Origin of the sequence: Bacillus cereus group sp. BfR-BA-01316 (genome assembly GCF_022664195.1) — a bacterium.
Lineage (GTDB): Bacteria > Bacillota > Bacilli > Bacillales > Bacillaceae_G > Bacillus_A.
This window is the reverse complement of the sequence record NZ_JAKUGX010000006.1, coordinates 168916-186931: the sequence shown is the minus strand read 5'-3', so window position 1 is coordinate 186931 and position 18016 is coordinate 168916. Positions and strand designations below refer to the sequence as shown.

Below are 18016 nucleotides of genomic sequence, written 5' to 3'. Positions count from 1 at the left end.
TTTCCAATTCCTAATGAAGATTTAAAATGATATATATAGTCAAATTTAGGAGGATGTATATGAAAGCTATCGTTGTAACTTCATTCGGTGGCCCTGAAGCGTTGGAATATACGGACATGGATATTCCTACAATTTCAGATCACCAAGTTTTAATTCGCGTTGTTGCTACTAGTGTTAATTTTGCTGATATTAAATCACGTTATGGCAAAAAAGGAAACAAAGCCTTACCTTTTATCCCAGGGATAGATGTAGCTGGTGTTGTAGAACACGTAGGTTCTCATGTAAAAAACATTTATCCTGGTCAGCGTGTCATTGCTTTTCCTCAAAATGGCTCTTACGCTGAATATGTTGTCGCGAACGAAAATCTTACTTTCGTTTTACCTGATGAAGTCGACTTTCAAACCGCCGCCGCTTGTCCTATCGTATCTTTTACAAGCTATAATTTACTTGCAAATGTTGCAAGACTTCAACAAGGTGAATCTATTCTAATTCATGCAGCAGCTGGTGGAATTGGTACTACAGCGATTCAACTCGCAAAAATTTTAGGGGCTGAAAAAGTAATTGGCACTGTTGGAAATGAAGCAAAAAGAAAAATTGCTTTAGATGCTGGCGCTGATTATGTTATTTGTCATCAAGATGAAGATTTTGTAGAGAGGGTAACTCAGATTACAAACAGAGAAGGCGTTAATATTGTTTTAGATTCTATTTCTGGTACTGTGTCCGAAAGAAGTTTAGAATGCCTTGCTTATTACGGTCGTCTCGTCCATTTCGGCAATGCTAGCGGAGAAGTTGGTAGTTTTCAAACGAAAGATTTACACGCAAGTTGCCGTTCTATCCTCGGCTTTAGCTTTGGTACTACACGGAAAAAACGTCCTGAATCACTCCAAGAAACTGCGAATCAAGTTTTCCGTTATTTACGTGATGGAAGGTTGCAAATTAAAGCTACGAAATCTTTTCCTCTTCAAGACGCAGGGAAAGCACATGAATGGGTCGAAAGTAGACAAAGTACAGGGAAAGTAATACTAAACGTTCAGACAGCTCCCTAAAGTGAATACTTGAAATAGAGGTGTTATTCATGGGATCACGAATTATGCATATCATTATCGCTAACGGTATTGCAGAGAAACTATCTATTCAAGATAAAACTTCTTTCTTACTTGGAGGTGTAGCTCCTGATGCTGTTCATTCAAAAGAAGAAAAAGGAACTTCACATTTTTACGCTGGTACAACGAAGAACTATACGAGAAGAATAGATTATGATTCATTTATTCATAAATATGAAGATCATATGGATTCCTCTTATATTTTAGGTTATTATAGCCACCTCATTGCCGATGATAATTGGCTAAGTGGATTTTTTCTACCTTGGCTAAAAAACCGAATTGAGAACGACGAAACTATCGCACCTATGTACTATAACGATTTTAAATTATTGAACGCACAATTGTTGCATCATTACGATAAAGAACAACAGCTCTTCGCCCTACTTAATCAAGAGGCTAATATTGTGAATATCGAGAAGGTTTCTAGAGAGAATGTTTTAGCTTTTCGGCAATATATTTTTGAAGATATGCTATACCCTGAGCAACACTTGCACGAAAACTTACAAGTGTTTACGTTTGATCAAATCGTTGGTTATGTAGAAACTGCTATTGAGAAAGGTGCATTTAATATAGAACAACTCTCTAATAAAAAATTCACTTTAAATATTTAATCCCCCTCATTATATACAAGGGGGATTTTTACATAACTATATAATTATTTATTTTTTTCCATTACTGCAAAGTAATTCCCTTCACTATCAGCAAAGTTAAACACTTTACCAGTAGGCATAGTTACCATTTCGCCAACTGTAACATTTTTATTTGTTAAATCTTTGTATAGTTCTTCAAGATTTTCTGAGAAAAACATTAACGATGGTGTACCAAGATTCAATTCCGGGCTCATTTTGGAGATAACCTCTTTATTATGTAATATGATACTCGTCTCAGCACCATTAGTTGGAGCAATTTCAATCCATCTCATTCCTTGCTTGTTATCTTCCTCTGCGATTACATGAAACCCTACTTTTTCAGTCCAAAAATTTACTGCCTCATCTTGATTATTTACATATAACATAATTTGTCCAACTTTATGAATCATTTGTTTTCCTCCTAATGCTTTTTATATTCTAAGTAGCTTTCTACAGGTGCTATTATTAATCCTTTTTATTTTATATGTATTTCTTCACGAAATTTATCAACTTACTCGTTCACTACTTTACCAATAAACATAAAAGACGTAACTACGCATAGTTACGTCTTTCCATTCATTTATCTAGGTTTTTTCTTACCAGTAAAAGCTGGTTTCTTTTTCTTTGGTGCTGGTGGTTTCGATTCTACAAATGTTCCTTTGAACATTTCTTGTTTCGTAAACACGATACCTAATTTTTTCGCGAATTGTAGTAATTTACGCTCTTCTTGTTCTGTTACAAGAGAAACGACTGTTCCTTCTTTGCCCATACGTCCCGTACGTCCTGAGCGGTGAATATATTGGTCTACTGTGTCTGGTAACTCTAAGTGGATTACGTGTGTTAAATCATCGATATCTAATCCACGTGCTGCAATATCAGTAGCAAGTAAAATTTCTAATTTCCCGCTGCGGAATGCACGCATCGTTGCTTCACGTTCTTGTTTGTTCGCTTCTGCGTGAAGAGCTGCTGCTTTCATTTTACGGAATTTCAATTTCTGAGTAATTTCATCTAAGCGGAAAGGATCATTTAAAAAGGCAACTGCTCTTACATTTCCCATATGCATAACTCTTCTAATATAATCATTTTTTTCACGACGTTCACAAACGATATACGTATGTTCAACTAGGCTCTGTGCCTCTGCACGTGTTACACGAACTAATTGTGGCTCAGTTGCCAAATCACGTGCCGCCTCTTCTGCAGCTTTTGTTATTGTCGCCGAGAAGAATACTAATTGACGATCGCGCATCGTTGATTTAATTACATCAAGTACAGCACCCATCATCTTTTGTTTTACAATTTGATCGAACTCATCAAATACAATCGTTTTCACTTCATGCATCTTTAATTTTTTCATACGAATCAATTCTAAAATACGTCCTGGTGAACCAACAATTACTCTCGGATGTTTCTTTAATTTTTCTACTTGGCGCTTAACGTCTGCACCACCAATTAAAGATGCACCTGAAATATCAGTTCCCGCTGTAAATTTTTGAACTTCTTCATGAATTTGCATAACAAGTTCACGAGTTGGCGCTACAATTACAACTTGAGCTTGTTTTACTTCAGGATTAATTTTATGTAAAAGGGGTAATAAGTACGCTAGTGTTTTTCCTGTTCCAGTTGGAGATTCAGCTATAACGTCTTGTCCTTCTAAAATAGTTGGAATCGCCTGTTTTTGAATTTCAGTAAACTCTTTAAAACCAGCCTTTTCCCAAGCTTGTTGTAAAAATGGTTGCATATCTTTTATCATTTGTTTTTCTCCTTTATCTCTATTTTTGAAGAAAATGTTGTATTGTTCGCACCGTTTCTATCATGTGTGAAATAACAGCTATTAAATCATCAACATGGTCTTCTGTAATCGCTTTTTGAAATAGAACCTCTACCTTATTATGATATGAAATCGCTTGCTTATTATATTCGTATGAAATTTTCTGCGAAATCATTCGCTCTTTTCCCCATATAGATTGCAATACAGCTTCAATTTCGCGGCACCCTACCTCTGGTTGTTCCATCGGGAACGAAAATTCCAACTTCATTTCACAACCTGGTATAAACTGAGGTACCTCTAATATTTCACCTGATAAATTCTTTGCATCAACAGATAGCGAAAATGTTGCTTCTACCAACGTTTTAAATGTTTCTGTTAGTTGAAATGAAATACTATACATACGACTTAATGAAGCAAGGTCCATCACATCCTTTCGATCTGTTACAAGAATATCACCATGTAGATCGAAATCATAGACAGCTCCTTCCACGATTACCTTTAAATTTTCAAAAGCAGTTGGATCAAACATAATTTCCTCCAAAAAACAGGCGCCTTTCGATGGAAAGGCGCCACTTGATGTATATATAGTTTACAGATAAACGGGATAAATTACAACCTTTTAGAATAAACCTACTGCTTTTCCATCTTCATTTACGTCCATTTGCAGTGCAGCTGGTTGTTTTGGAAGACCTGGCATTGTTAACATTGTTCCTGTTAACGCAACGATAAATCCTGCACCAATTGATGGTTTCAATTCGCGAATTGTAACAATAAAGTCAGATGGACGACCTAGTTTTGTTGCATCATCAGAAAGAGAATATTGTGTTTTCGCCATACATATTGGTAGGTTACTCCAGCCTTCTCCTTCAAATTGAGCTAATTGCTTACGTGCTTTCGGAGCAAATTCAATATCTTTTGCGCCGTACACTTTTTGAGCAATTGTACGAATTTTTTCTTCTAATGGTAATTCTAATTCATAAAGTGGCGCGTAGTTATTTTCACCTTTGTCAATTTCTTTTAACACTTTCTCAGCAAGGTCAACTCCGCCTTGGCCACCTTTCTCCCAAACTTCTGTTAAGGATACTGCATAGCCACGCTCATTGCACCATTCTTGTAGGTAAGCAACTTCTACATCTGTATCTGTAATAAACTTGTTAATTGCAATTACGAATGGAACACCGAAGCTTTGAATTGTTTCAACATGTTTCTGTAAATTTTCCATTCCTTTTGCTAACGCATCTACATTTTCTACTTTTAATTGATCTTTCGCCACACCACCGTGCATTTTAAGCGCACGAATAGTTGCAACAATAACTACCGCTTCTGGTTTAATACCAGCTGCACGTGCTTTAATGTCTAAAAACTTCTCAGCACCTAAATCAGCACCAAATCCAGCTTCTGTAATAACATAATCGCCTAATTTCGCTGCCATTGTCGTAGCGATAACACTGTTACAACCGTGAGCGATATTTGCAAATGGCCCGCCATGAATGATAGCTGGTGTATTTTCTAATGTTTGTACTAAGTTCGGTTTTAATGCATCTTTTAATAGCAGTGTTAACGCACCTTCTACTCCTAAATCTTTAACTGTTACAGGCTGGTTTGCAAAATTATAAGCCACCACAATGCGAGATAGGCGTGCTTTTAAATCTTGAATATCTGTCGCAAGGCAGAATACGGCCATGATTTCAGATGCTACTGTAATATCAAAACCGTCTTCACGTGGTACACCTTGAACCGGTCCACCAAGACCAATTACTACATTACGAAGGGCACGGTCATTTAAGTCTACACAGCGTTTCCAAACAATTTTACGCGTATCAATTCCAAGTACATTTCCTTGTTGGATGTGATTATCAATAAACGCTGCTAATGCGTTGTTGGCAGTTGTAATAGCATGAATATCTCCAGTAAAGTGAAGGTTAATATCTTCCATCGGTACTACTTGTGAATAACCGCCACCTGCTGCTCCGCCTTTTAATCCCATTGTTGGTCCAAGAGATGGTTCGCGAAGTGCAATTACTGTTTTCTTACCAATTTTATTAAAAGCTTGACCTAAACCAACTGTTACTGTTGATTTACCTTCTCCTGCTGGAGTTGGGTTAATCGCTGTTACTAAAACAACTTTACCGTCTTTCTCATCTTGTAAACGCTTAAAAATTTCAAGAGATAACTTGCCTTTATAATGTCCGTATGGCTCTAGTTCTTCTTCTAAAATATTTAAATTAGCTGCAATTTCTTGAATCTTCTTCATACTTGCTTCTTGTGCGATTTCAATATCAGATTTAACTGTTGTAGTAGTTGTCATATACCCTAGTCCCCCTTTAATTGATTCTGATGATATTGTATCAGTTTTTTGTATTTTCTGCACTTATTTACCTCCTAAAAATTCTTTGATTTCATTATACGTTTTTTAACATAAATACCCATAAGAACGTTAACGATTGTTGTAACTCTGTAGGTAGTTGACCTAACATCTTCTCATTTACTCCACGCTTATATACGCCGGTACCATCTACAATTTCAAATCCTTGTTCTTTTGCTAACTGTTCAAATTCCCAAGGCATCATCGTATTGCAAACAACGTCTTTTCCGTATAGGCGAGGATAACTGTTCTCTCTCGGTTTTGCTGTCGGTCCTAAAATTGCAATACATGCGTATCCATCTTTCTTTAAAACACGCTTTATTTCATTTAATGCTTGCAATGGCTCCTCGGTCCATTCTAAAGAATTAATTGCCATAATTGCTTCAAATTTCTCATTTTCAAATGGTAATGAAGAAAGATCACCTTTTATAAAAGATAAGTTTGGACCTTCTCCGCGTTCCTTACCCTTTTGAATCATAACTTCCGATAAGTCCACCCCAACCGCTTTGTACCCAGTAAGACTTAATTTATATGTACCATACCCATCACCACAGCCAACATCTAACACTTGTACTTCTTTTTCCACGTACTGCTCAAAAAATGGAATGATTGTACTCCTGCTCCCACTATCCCACATTTCTTGACTATTTTGATTCCAAAACTCTGCATTGTTATCCCATTTTTTCTCTGCCGATTCATGCCAATTAAACTTCGTCATACATTCCCCTACCTTCACGTATTATCATTCATTTCATTCTACATCATGTTCCAAAATTCCTGTTTATCTTCATAAGGAGATAAAGTGAAACCTTTAATCAGTGGGGGTTTTTGTTCGTCCCCCATTGATTATTAGCCCGCACCAATCGGGCTTTTACGGGCAGCCTGACTCCCACCTAACTTCTTTGCTCCAGCCTAATTTTGAGGTGGGAGTCTTACTACCCGCAAATAGCGGGATGAACAAGATAACAACGGAATCTATTTTCTCCAATTTTTGCTTTACTTGGGTTTAACTCATACTCATGTTCTGTTCCTTATGAAAGATACTATAGATACACCCAATTGAAAGAGAGGGATGTACATGCGAAGAAAGAGAAATCATCATTTTAAAAGTGGTGAAAAAAACGAAGAGTATGCAGCTGAAATATCTCCAGCTGGTATTCCGATTAGACATGAGCGCAAAGAAATTGCAAATGAAATAGAAGGTACAAATACCGGTGCAATGATAGGCTATGTCGCATTATTTCTTTCGTTATTCTCCATTGCTTTTTATCCTGTTACACTCGGCTCCCTTGCTATTTTAGTTGGCTTATTAGCTGTCAATTTTGGAGCGAGAACACTTGGATATACCGCAATTGGTTTTGGCAGTTTTTCTGTTTTATTCACTTTACTATATCCGCTTGCTTTATCAGCGTTTTAAAAAAAAACACACCAAGTTATACTTGGTGTGTTCATTCATGATACAACATGATATGACCGCATCCACAACAATGCTTCGCTGTAATTTCTTGAAAAACCGGATAATTTTCTTCATCTCTATGCTCAATAAACACCTTTTCAAATCGGTACATGTTTGGCGCATATGCCCAATCTTGTTTCGTACGCGCATATAATGTTGAAGAAAAAAACTCCTCACCACCACAAACGATACATCCCTTTTTCATCAATACCCCTCCTATGCTTGTCTTACTTCATCTATATGAACATAAGCATAAAAAAAAGACCTTCTATTACTAGAAAGTCTTCTCTGAAACAAAAAGAAATGTACCGAATATACCTACTCCGCTATATTCTTTCGTAACACCAGCTTCTGTTTTATACGTTTGCTTTACAGTCATAAAGAAAACACCATTTCGTGCATCAATACTTTCAAACTGTAATTTCTCTTTTTTTCCATCTACATTTTGCGTGCATTCAAAGCTACTCTCGTCACATTTCAATGCATACTTATCCTCTAAATACAATTTAAAATCTGATTCTTTCGGACAAGTTATAAGTAATATCGCCACGAGAATAATACTTACAATACCCACAATTGTATAATATTTCTTCATTTGTTCTCCTTTCAAAAGACAAGAAAACTTGACTTCATGCGCCAAGTTTTCTTAGTCTACAACCCATTGCCACTCTTGTTCTTTCTTATCAAAAATGAGCCAACCCGTTTCTGTTGCTTCCGCTTTCAATTCATCAATATTATCTAGTACCTCATCCGTACTTTCGAATGATCCTACTACATATACCGGAATTTCAAGACCTCTTCTCGACTCAATTTTCCCCGCTAAATCAATGTATAACCCATCTTCCATTAACGGCATAAGCCCAAGGATAACTTCCTTTGAAATTGCTGGGAAAATTTTTGATTTTTGGAAGAAAGTAAAACGTTTCTTACCGAAAGCACCGAGTTTATAAGGAATGACTTTACTTAGCATTCCTACAAAATCACCGATTCTACGGTAATACACTTTGTTGTACCAACCGTCATCATGTGAAAAATAAACGAATCTATTCTTCAACAACGGGAAGAACGTTCTTCCAAGTGGTTCTTTTTTGTGAGCCAAATATAATAATTCTGCAATTTCTTTTGGCTCTAACTCATCTAAATCGCTTGCATCATCGAAATCTACCCAACAAAATTCATCAAATTCATCAATCTCTGCTTGAATGAGTTTATGTATGTTTTCTTCCTCAACATATTCAAATAAAGTATGATAATGAAAATCTGTCCACTCAAAATTATGCTTTAAAAGCAATACTTGATGAAGCGGTGAAGGGATGTTACTTGCAAACTCTTTAAACGTAATTCCAGATGTAATAAAACAATGACCCCGACGATTACCATTAATATATATCATATTGTTTACTTGGTCAGATCCTCCAGACAAAGCACCTAGCCACCTTCGTTTTGTATGTTTCAATTCTATAGCATATTTTAACATGAAAAATTTTAGAAACATAGAAAAAACTTCAAAAACTATTTACAATTTCATGTGTTTTATTACATACTGATTACAAGAAAAAACGCCTGCTCATAAGCAGGCGTTTTTAAAGGATATCATCTGGATTTTGAGGGTGATGATTCCCCTCTTTTTTTTCATCTTTTTGGAACATCGATTGGATTTTATCGATTGTTTGTGGAGCTAATTCAATTATTTTTTCTGCTAAATGTGTCGCATTTTGTAAATGAAGAATATTTACCCCGTCTTTATTCACGACTAGAAATGCTACTGGTGTAATTGACACACCACCCGCACTACCACCACCAAATGCAGGGGTACCGTTTGCTCTTTGTCCATCATTCGTCTGGAAATCAGAACCTCCTGCTCCAAAACCGAACGCTACTTTAGAAACTGTTAACACTACACCACCGTCAGCCGTTTGAACAGGCTCTCCAACAATCGTATTTACATCGACCATTTCCTTCAAATTTTCCATTGCTGCTTTCATTAATCCTTGAATTGGATGATCCACCGTTCATAACCTCCTTTGTCATATCTTTCCTAGTTTTTCCGAAAGTTTGTGAACTAAACATAAAATTTTATATTGATTTCAAAAATAAAAAAGTTATAATATTTAGAAAAATAAAAAAAGAGGTCGATTCGTTATGATACGAAAATTAACAAAGAAAGATCATGAACAAGTATTTTCTTTTCTAAAAGAAGAAGCAGCCCTTAACTTATTTATCATTGGAGATATTGATGCTTTCGGTTATCATACAGATTTTCAAGAATTATGGGGAACATTCGAAGAGAACGGGACATTAAAATCAATTTTACTCCGCTTCCATGATGCATTTATACCGTACAGTAAAGAAGATTTTGTTGTCTCTGACTATGAGGCACTTCTTTCCGCATATAAGCCGCTTAAACTCTCTGGCAAGTCAACAATAGTAGAAAGATTTGAAACTGTTCAAAATATACAACTAGGTGCCAAAAATGAAATGCATTTTTGCGAATGTCTAAATGACAACAACTTACCTAGCATGCCTGTTCAAGAAACTATTAAACTTGCCTCACTAGATGATGTAGAGCGAATTATGCAATTACGAAGTAACATCGCTGAATTCCCAGCTGCTACTGAATCAGAGAAAATGTTAAGGCAAGCTATCGAAACAAATACAGGACGTACATACTTTATTGAAAAAGACGGTGCACTCATCGCATCCGCCTCTACATCCGCTGAAAATTCATTATCCGCTATGGTTGTTGGCGTCTGTACACATCCGAATTATCGCGGGAATGGATATGCTTCGCTCATATTACAGAAAATGATTCAAGACTTCACAAATGAAGGCCGAACGCTTTGCTTATTTTATAACAATCCAGCTGCTGGGCGAATTTATAAACGTTTAGGGTTTAAAGATATTGGAATGTGGACGATGTATCGTTAAAAAGCCGATTTATTCATCGACTTCTTTTATTTTATATTTTGCTATTCCAGCTTGAACTATTTTCTCACTTCAAAGTCATAATTACTTGTCTTTCAATGAACCCAAATTCTTCGTACATCTCTTTTGCAAAATTTCCAGCAAATACATTCAAACGAATTTCTGAATACTTCTCCTTCAATTCTTTAATACCAGCCTCCATAAGTTCTCGCGATAATCCTCTCCCGCGATATTCCGGGAAAACGTACAGTTCATATATAAATCCAAGTTTTTCATGAGAAAAATAATCAGTATTTTCACCTATTAATATCCATCCCATTACTTTATTTTCTTCTTTAATGACTAAATAATATGCTCCCTTTTCCACTATTGGCTTTGTTATTTCAATCGCTTTCTCTGTACTTAACTGACAATTCCCTCTCGTTCCTTCCAAAAGCGATTGAGCTGCATAATGTAATATTTCTTTTGTATCTTCTTGATTTGCCTTTTCTATCATTTTTCACAACTCCCCATCACTAATAGGCATTAATATCGCTTGTTCAAGATTCTCCGCCTCCATCACAATTGCCATTAATCCCTTTTCTGTACTTGTTTCATGAAACTCACCCTTCTCCCAAAACACAGCTTGTCCAGCTTCTACTGTCACTTTTTCTTTATCTGCCCCGCATACATATCCTTCACCATCCACAATAAGAAGCAGTTGAGATACAACTGCTTCATGATATCCGATGATTCCATTCTCTTGTAAATGCATGGCACCGATATGTATATTCCCTTGATGATTTAATATTTTTGACATTATAAAGTTAGATTGAAATGCTGATATATGCTTCCCTACTTTTTCACTGAAATCAAATATTTTCATTTCTGATCCTCCTTATATGTATAAAACCATCCTCACTGTTTGCAGCATATGCCCTTCGAAATCTTCTTCAAATTGCTCTAAAGCTGCAAAACCTTTCGCTTCATAAAAACGTTTTCCTTTTTCATTTGCTGCTTCTACATGTATGTACAGTTTCCGAATCCCTTTTAATTCCGTAAGCCCTCTTTGTAATAAAGCACTTCCTATCCCTTTTCCTTGCTGCTCTGGTAACAAATAAATTGCTCCTAATTCAGCTTCGTTTTGCAATCTAATAGGTGAAAAATTCGCAAAGCCAATTACTTCGCCCTCTTCTTCTGCAACGAATAAATGTGTATTTTCAAGGCGATATTTCATTTTTTCATCGGAATACGCTTCATTTAAAAAGTTGTCTTGAATCGGTCTCGGAATAATCTCTTCATATGTATCATGCCAAGCTATTTTCGCTACGTTTTGTACAGCACGAATATCTTCTTGTTTCATTTCTCTAATCGTATATGTCATCTCGATGTCTCCATTCTCTTTAAATTACACTCTGCTAAAATACTAGAAGAAATGGCAGAACCATTTTCATAATTCACCTTAATTAATTTTAACTTCTCAATCGAAGCTGTTGTAACATCAAATTTTTCATATATATACTCCATTACACTTAAAAACTGATTTGAATTTAGCTGATTAGCAATCGTGCAATGCGGAACCCATTTTTCTGGTACGTAATATGAGTTTGGATTATCATGAAAAGTTTTGAAATAATCATGATAAGAATGATGAAATCTTAATAATTCATTGGTAATGGTCGGTGCTAGAAAGATCGTTCCGTTAGTAGGAAAAGTTCCAACTGAAGGAAAAGTCACAGCAGCAACGTTCTCTTGAGTAACTACAAAATCCTTTAATTTTTCAGTATATAAATTAACATCTAACTCATTATAATCAGCAATTGTAATATGGGGTTCTACTCCAGCTAATTGATTTAATCCTATTCTATTTGTTAATTCATTTTGCAATTCTTTAATTTTATTAGTAAACACACTATCCAATGTAGCAATAATTGCGTACATGCTTCCTCACCCCTTCGTTACACATAACACTTCCCACTCTTCACGAATCATTCCCATCCGAATAGAATCATAGTATGTACCGTTATAATAACGACATTTTCTCATTCTACCTTCTAAGCTCATTCCTATTTTCTCTGCTACTTTCATCATTCGCTCATTTCCAGACCAAGTCGTGAGCCCCACTCTACCAATCTCCATATTTTCAAATAGTAAGTCCCTATATAATGTTAACGCTTCTGTACCGTAGCCACCATTCCAGTATGTTGGATTATAAATAACAATTCCCATCTCCAACCAACGCGTCGGTTTATGCTCCCAATAAAATCCGACTGTCCCAATGATTTGACCGTCATTTTCGACAATTAAATTCGATAGCGGTTCTTCTTTTAAACGTTTTTGTGAATTTTCTTTATATGGCGTGTATTCTTGCATTGATATTGGAAAATATGGTGCATCCCATTTCTTCCATTCTGGGTTTTCTTCTTTATATACAATACTCCATAATGTTTTTATATCTGATTCTTCTATTGTACGAATTGTAACTTTGTTCCCCTTTAATATAACGTTTTGCATAATTTCCTCCTACATCCCTCTTTATTTCATATATAATTATAATATTTTTTCAGAAAAATCAAAACTAATATCATTTATTATATTGTATAATTTTGTTATTAGTTAGCAATTATTGATATAGAAAGCTGGTGATTCGGTGAATAATCGATTTATTATCACTCTATTTCTCACTATTATTTCGACTAATATTATTCTCTATTTCTTCTTACCATCAAGCATTGTAACGAAATGGGACTTCAATGGAACTCCAACATCAACAATGGATAAAAGCACTTTTGTTATCGTAAATATAATTATATGCTCTTTTCTATTCTTTCTATTTTCAGCATCATCTAAAGCAATGAGTAACCAAAAATTTTTCCTATGGACTGGCAATACAATACTACTATTTTTATTTTTTGTAGATATTGTAATTGCCCTCATTTCTCTTGGTTTCTCACTTCCTCTTGATCATCTAATATTTTTAGCATTAGGTTTATTATTTATATTAATGGGCTATTTCAGTTCCAAAATTGATACGACTAAATCTACAGTATCAATTGAATGGAATCATAAGCATCTTGAAAAAAGAGCTTCAAAAATTTGCAGTGTTTCAATGATAGTAGCAGGTATTTTTTTAGTGATTGTTCCGTTTTTAATTCCTGCCCCGTACAGAGGTTACGGAATACTAGCAATCATTTTAGGAATGACGCTTGTCATTATACCGAGTACGATTTATTTACTTATTAAAGACAGTAAGCAGTCCACTAATTTAAAAAGTTAATTTAAATACGAGATCGTAAAAAGGTTTATAAACAATAGGAGGTTATATCCCTCCTATTTTAGCTAAATATTTTATTTCCCTTCTTTTCTATCTCAAGTAGAATTCCTTTCTCTATCCAGCCTTCTACACCATCTTTTTTTATTAAATCATATCCCATGCAGCTACCATCAATGAGAGAAACAATATCCCCTTTTCTAACGCCTATTTGCGCACAAGAAATATCCGTTTTCACTGTATACTCACCTGATTCAAGTTGCTTTATATACTCGTTTTTCACATGAAGTAGTTCATTTGTTTCTATTTGTTTACATATAGTAAAATCTTTCATTCTCTCCACAGGCTCTATGTAATAATACGGATATGTAACCCCGCCCTGCATTTCTGAATCCGCATTAAAATCTGCCATTACTTCATACTCTGGAAAATAGTCTACATGTGTATAAGAAAACGTATCACCTGTAGGTGTCCTCTGAATGATAAATGCGTTTAATTGACCTGCTTCTTTAATCGCATTACCACCATCAATCGCGATAATTTTTTTATTCTTATCGATAACCGGATTATTAGATGGCGCCTCCTCGGAATAGTTCACAACAGGCCAATGTCCAACAATTACGTACTTATCCGCACGGTGTGACTTATTAAAAAACTCTGGCATTGCAATTGCATTTTTCCTGTCTGTTTGTTTCCAATCCTCTCTATCTTCAAGACCAGCATGTACAAAGATATAATCCTCAGTTTCAATAGCAGTTGGCAATTCTGTTAGCCACTTTATTTCTTCTGAAAAATGGTTCATCAATATGTTTTTCACTTCACAAATATCACTTTCTTCATTAATGGTAACGTTCAATTGCCCTAGCCATTCATTAAAAATTGTATTTTTTCGCGTACATAAATAATTCATTAGCGCAGGATTTTCATTTACAAGTGCTTCAACTACAACTTCACAATTCCCTTCAACTACATAAACATTTGGCTTGCTAACTACTAGATCCATCACATAGTTTACGACGCCAATGCTATCGTTCCCCTTCTCACAAAGGTCGCCATTTATAATTAAATAATCATCATCTTTAAAATTAACTTTATGTAATAATTCCTTTAAAAGATTTAATTCGCCATGAATATCAGATATTACGATAACTCTTACACCTTTTGGGATTAATAGTTTCTGAATTTTTTCCAAGTATAAACTCCCCTAACCTTCTTTAAATTCAATATTATCTTCTCAATTATAAAGAAGCTATTCGACAAAATAAGCAATTAGCCCTCCTCATCTTGTACTTCTAAATAAAAGTAGGTTCTATATGTTATCTCACATAGAACCTACTTAGCATTATAACTCTTTATAAAAAGAATAACTTACCTTATCGTAGCCTTCTCTTTCATAAAAACGATGGGCATCAACTCTTGGAAACGCTGATGTAAGAACGATAGAACTGCACCCTTTTTCTTCCCCCCATTTTTCTACATATGACAGCAGAACCTTACCATATCCTTTTGATCTGTGAGCTTTCGCAGTTACAAGATCATATACGAAAACATGTTTCTCATTATAAAAATTCGTACAAATCGCTACACCAGCTAGACTAACAACTTCGTCATCTTCATTCTGTAACGAGAGTAGTTTATAATTTTCTTCTTTCATTTTTTGAAATAAAGAACTTGCTTCTTCTCTTGAAAGTTTCGTTCGTAATTGCTGTAATACGAGGAATACATCATGTAAATCAGCTTCTGTTACTACTTCTCTAATATTCATTATGATTCTCTCCTTACTATTTATCCCGCATTAACGAGCAGTAAGACTCCCACCTCAAAATTCGGCGAATGCGAGGGAGTTAGGTGGGAGATCAACTGCCCGTAAAAGCCTTCACTTTATAAAATTTTCTAAATGTTATATCATTATTATAAGAAGTAACTGCCCCTTTCTTAAGTGACAGTTTGATTATTTTTTATAAGGCCAGTATGTAAAGGAGAATTCATAAAATGGATCTTACTATCCCATTGCAATTAGAAAGTAAAACACCAATTTATTTACAAATTTACGAATATATGAAACGAGAAATCTCTCAGGGATCACTGCCTGCCGGTACACGCCTTCCTTCTCACAGAAATTTAGCGGTACAACTTAATGTTAGCCGTATTACTGTTGAATCTGCTTATCAACAATTACTAGCTGAGGGTTATGTAGAAAGTAAACCGAAACGTGGGATTTTTGTTGCAGAAGTTGATATTGATGTCATTCAAAATAAACAACAAGTTGTGTCAAACAGCGCTAACAATATAAAAAAAGAACAATATGACTATGATTGTAGCCAAGGGCTGATTGATCAAAAAGCTTTTCCAATTACAAACTGGAAAAGAGCATTACACGAAACTTTATTCCAGTATGAAAATGAATTATTTGCTAGAGAAGATCCTCAAGGTGAGTTCGTTCTACGAGAGCATATTTCAAAATATTTATATCATGCCCGCGGGGTACATTCTTCACCTGATCAAATTATTATCGGAGCCGGTACGCAGCCTCTTCTTTGGCTACTACTTCAACTGCTTGGTTCAAAAAAAGAATACGGAATCGAGAACCCTGGATTTCATCGTATAACTGCTATGATTCAAAGTTCTGGCCTTCCTGTTCACCCTATTTCATTAGACGATAAAGGGATTCGTATTTCAGCTTTACGTGAATCACGTTCCAATGTAGCATATGTCACTCCATCACACCAATTTCCTCTTGGAATGATTATGCCATTATCTAGAAGGCTCGAATTATTAAAATGGGCGAATGATTGCGAAGGATATATTATTGAAGATGATTACGACGGGGAATTCCGCTATGTAGGAAAACCTATCCCCTCTTTACAAGGACTAGATTCAAATGAACGCGTTATTTATATGGGAACTTTCTCGAAATCCTTTTTACCTTCTTTACGAATGGGATATATCGTCTTACCACCTCACCTTTTAAAAACCTATAAAGAGCTTGGAGGCATGTTTAAACAAACTGTTTCTACAATGCAGCAACTCGCTTTTGCCTCCTTTATTCAAAAAGGTGATTGGGAACGTCATATAAATCGAATTCGTACATTATATAAAAGAAAGCACATTTCATTAGTTAAATCTATCACGGACGAAATGAGAGCTAATGTGCATATACTCGGTGAACAATCAGGACTTCATATCGTACTTCACGTTCATAATGGGATGAACGAACAAGAACTTATTCATGCAGCTGCGAAACAACGCATTAAGTTGTACCCTCTCTCAACATACGATTCTGTTCATAATTTAAGAGAGGCGTCGTTTGTATTACTCGGTTTCGGCAGTATTCCAGAAGATTCTATCGAAACTGTTGTCAAATTACTGAAAAGAGTCTGGTTCCCTAACTAAAAATAACTCCACGCAAGTTATACTTACGTGGAGTTATTTTCATTCACTATTTTTCTGATACTTGCCCTGATCTCGCTGTCCTTCCTGGACGCTTTACACCAGTTGTTTCTGTTGAATAAGAAGCTTCAATTATAGCACTTGGATCTACAGAGAGAACGAGATCTTTCATTTTCGGATAAATGAAACGGTTTGTAATACAATAAATAATTCTCTGGTGCTCTCCTAAAAAACCACCTTCTCCATGTAGATACGTAACAGACAGTTGTAATTCTTTCATAAGCAGTTCGCCAATTTCTTTATTTTTATTCGAAATAATCATGACGCTCTTTCCTTGATTAATACCGTCTAATATGAAATCAATCATCTTCGTAACAATATAGAAAATTGCTAATGAGAACATCGCTTGCTCAATTGAAAATAAAATAGCAACAAATACAAAGATAACTGCATTTACAGCAAGTAAAAATGTACTAATTGGTACTTTAAAATGCTTGTTCATCCAAACAGCTAACATTTCTGATCCATCAATTGCCCCGCCCATTTTTACAACGATCCCAACACCAACACCAAATAGTACTCCTCCGTAAAGTACAATTAATAATTCCGAAGTCGTAATTGCTGGAAATGGTTTTAAATAAATCAATCCGAGTGTTGTAACAACATTTGCATAAGAAGTACGGATGAAGAACTTCTTTCCCATTACTTTTGCAGTAAATAATAAAATAGGAATATTAAGTCCTAAAAACACTCCGTAAAGCGGTAATCCTGCAACTTTATTTGCCATAATAGCAATCGCAGTTACCCCTCCGTCCACTAGTCCATTAGGTGCTAAAATAAGCTCTAGTGAACCAGCTACAATAATAGATCCAATTGTTAATAATACGTATTCGAATACTTTTTTCATTCATTACCCCCAAAACATATATATTTTCTTAGTATTATTTTAACGTAATTTTTCTGTAAATACAAAAAAATCGGCTTATATACACAAAAGTTTCACCTTTACGGTGATTTTTATGTAATTTATTTAAATCCTAACAGAAGAAACACACTTACATATTACAGTAAGTGTGTTTCAAACGTTTATCCCGCTATTTGCAGGCAATAAGATTCCCACCTCAAAATTC

23 protein-coding genes are annotated in these 18016 nt (G+C 35.3%); 6 read left to right on the top strand and 17 right to left on the bottom strand.

What is annotated here, in order from left to right:
- The first annotated feature begins 59 nt into the window (after positions 1-59).
- Both MR071_RS07880 and MR071_RS07875 read left to right on the top strand, forming a co-directional pair.
- Complete coding sequence (locus MR071_RS07880) at positions 60-1046, top strand: quinone oxidoreductase family protein (RefSeq protein ID WP_105586627.1); 987 nt, start codon at positions 60-62, stop codon at positions 1044-1046.
- A 29-nt stretch (positions 1047-1075) separates the two neighbouring features.
- Positions 1076-1714, top strand: coding sequence for a zinc dependent phospholipase C family protein (locus MR071_RS07875; protein ID WP_242235627.1), 639 nt, complete (start codon positions 1076-1078; stop codon positions 1712-1714).
- A 44-nt stretch (positions 1715-1758) separates the two neighbouring features.
- Here MR071_RS07875 and MR071_RS07870 read toward each other — a convergent pair whose 3' ends face one another.
- From MR071_RS07870 to MR071_RS07850, 5 genes are all read right to left on the bottom strand, one after another.
- A complete protein-coding gene (locus MR071_RS07870; RefSeq protein WP_105586629.1) occupies positions 1759-2142 on the bottom strand; it encodes a VOC family protein in 384 nt (127 codons plus the stop codon).
- A gap of 170 nt (positions 2143-2312) precedes the next feature.
- Positions 2313-3482, bottom strand: coding sequence for a DEAD/DEAH box helicase (locus MR071_RS07865; protein WP_105586630.1), 1170 nt, complete (start codon positions 3480-3482; stop codon positions 2313-2315).
- Positions 3483-3501: 19 nt separating this feature from the next.
- Positions 3502-4029, bottom strand: a complete 528-nt coding sequence (locus MR071_RS07860; RefSeq protein WP_142395873.1) for a hypothetical protein — start codon at positions 4027-4029, stop codon at positions 3502-3504.
- 90 nt (positions 4030-4119) lie between these two features.
- The gene (locus MR071_RS07855) at positions 4120-5808 is read right to left on the bottom strand and encodes a formate--tetrahydrofolate ligase (RefSeq protein ID WP_105586711.1); all 1689 of its coding nucleotides are present in this window, start codon (positions 5806-5808) and stop codon (positions 4120-4122) included.
- 94 nt (positions 5809-5902) lie between these two features.
- Positions 5903-6583, bottom strand: coding sequence for a class I SAM-dependent methyltransferase (locus MR071_RS07850; RefSeq protein WP_105586632.1), 681 nt, complete (start codon positions 6581-6583; stop codon positions 5903-5905).
- Positions 6584-6943: 360 nt separating this feature from the next.
- Here MR071_RS07850 and MR071_RS07845 point away from each other — a divergent pair, with 360 nt between their 5' ends.
- Entirely contained in the window at positions 6944-7282 is a 339-nt protein-coding gene (locus MR071_RS07845) for a hypothetical protein (protein WP_001253195.1), read from the top strand.
- Between the two features lie 31 nt (positions 7283-7313).
- Here the strand turns inward: MR071_RS07845 and MR071_RS07840 are convergent, their stop codons facing one another.
- From MR071_RS07840 to ytfJ, 4 genes are all read right to left on the bottom strand, one after another.
- The gene (locus tag MR071_RS07840; protein ID WP_002012518.1) at positions 7314-7526 is read right to left on the bottom strand and encodes a hypothetical protein; all 213 of its coding nucleotides are present in this window, start codon (positions 7524-7526) and stop codon (positions 7314-7316) included.
- A gap of 69 nt (positions 7527-7595) precedes the next feature.
- Positions 7596-7916 (bottom strand): hypothetical protein, encoded by a 321-nt coding sequence (locus tag MR071_RS07835; RefSeq protein ID WP_105586633.1) that lies wholly within the window; start codon positions 7914-7916, stop codon positions 7596-7598.
- A 51-nt stretch (positions 7917-7967) separates the two neighbouring features.
- On the bottom strand, positions 7968-8744 hold the full coding sequence (locus MR071_RS07830; RefSeq protein ID WP_105586634.1) for an oxalate:formate antiporter: 777 nt from the start codon (positions 8742-8744) through the stop codon (positions 7968-7970).
- Between the two features lie 160 nt (positions 8745-8904).
- A complete protein-coding gene (gene ytfJ / locus MR071_RS07825) occupies positions 8905-9330 on the bottom strand; it encodes a GerW family sporulation protein (RefSeq protein WP_070142179.1) in 426 nt (141 codons plus the stop codon).
- Between the two features lie 133 nt (positions 9331-9463).
- On the opposite strand from ytfJ, the gene MR071_RS07820 reads away from it, so the two are divergent.
- Positions 9464-10249: a GNAT family N-acetyltransferase gene (locus tag MR071_RS07820; RefSeq protein WP_242235623.1), complete on the top strand. Its 786-nt coding sequence runs from the start codon at positions 9464-9466 to the stop codon at positions 10247-10249.
- A gap of 64 nt (positions 10250-10313) precedes the next feature.
- Here the strand turns inward: MR071_RS07820 and MR071_RS07815 are convergent, their stop codons facing one another.
- The 5 genes from MR071_RS07815 to MR071_RS07795 are packed head-to-tail and all read right to left on the bottom strand — an operon-like array spanning position 10314 to position 12739.
- Positions 10314-10742 carry a GNAT family N-acetyltransferase gene (locus tag MR071_RS07815; protein ID WP_105586648.1) on the bottom strand — a complete coding sequence of 143 codons (429 nt, stop codon included), beginning with the start codon at positions 10740-10742 and terminating at the stop codon, positions 10314-10316.
- 3 nt (positions 10743-10745) lie between these two features.
- Entirely contained in the window at positions 10746-11111 is a 366-nt protein-coding gene (locus MR071_RS07810) for a cupin domain-containing protein (RefSeq protein WP_105586649.1), read from the bottom strand.
- A gap of 12 nt (positions 11112-11123) precedes the next feature.
- Entirely contained in the window at positions 11124-11609 is a 486-nt protein-coding gene (locus MR071_RS07805; RefSeq protein WP_105586650.1) for a GNAT family N-acetyltransferase, read from the bottom strand.
- Positions 11606-12166, bottom strand: coding sequence for a 2'-5' RNA ligase family protein (locus tag MR071_RS07800; protein ID WP_105586651.1), 561 nt, complete (start codon positions 12164-12166; stop codon positions 11606-11608). Before MR071_RS07800 ends, MR071_RS07805 begins: the two co-directional genes overlap by 4 nt.
- Before the next feature lie 6 nt (positions 12167-12172).
- Positions 12173-12739: a GNAT family N-acetyltransferase gene (locus tag MR071_RS07795; RefSeq protein WP_242235620.1), complete on the bottom strand. Its 567-nt coding sequence runs from the start codon at positions 12737-12739 to the stop codon at positions 12173-12175.
- Positions 12740-12875: 136 nt separating this feature from the next.
- Here MR071_RS07795 and MR071_RS07790 point away from each other — a divergent pair, with 136 nt between their 5' ends.
- Entirely contained in the window at positions 12876-13502 is a 627-nt protein-coding gene (locus tag MR071_RS07790) for a DUF1648 domain-containing protein (protein WP_105586653.1), read from the top strand.
- A gap of 58 nt (positions 13503-13560) precedes the next feature.
- Here MR071_RS07790 and MR071_RS07785 read toward each other — a convergent pair whose 3' ends face one another.
- Entirely contained in the window at positions 13561-14688 is a 1128-nt protein-coding gene (locus tag MR071_RS07785) for a metallophosphoesterase (protein ID WP_105586654.1), read from the bottom strand.
- A gap of 150 nt (positions 14689-14838) precedes the next feature.
- A complete protein-coding gene (locus MR071_RS07780; RefSeq protein WP_105586655.1) occupies positions 14839-15261 on the bottom strand; it encodes a GNAT family N-acetyltransferase in 423 nt (140 codons plus the stop codon).
- Between the two features lie 227 nt (positions 15262-15488).
- Between MR071_RS07780 and pdxR the strand changes: the two genes are divergently transcribed.
- Positions 15489-16889, top strand: coding sequence for a MocR-like pyridoxine biosynthesis transcription factor PdxR (gene pdxR / locus MR071_RS07775; RefSeq protein ID WP_105586656.1), 1401 nt, complete (start codon positions 15489-15491; stop codon positions 16887-16889).
- Between the two features lie 46 nt (positions 16890-16935).
- On the opposite strand, the gene MR071_RS07770 is transcribed toward pdxR, so the two are convergent.
- The gene (locus MR071_RS07770) at positions 16936-17793 is read right to left on the bottom strand and encodes a YitT family protein (RefSeq protein ID WP_002148483.1); all 858 of its coding nucleotides are present in this window, start codon (positions 17791-17793) and stop codon (positions 16936-16938) included.
- Positions 17794-18016: the final 223 nt, after the last annotated feature.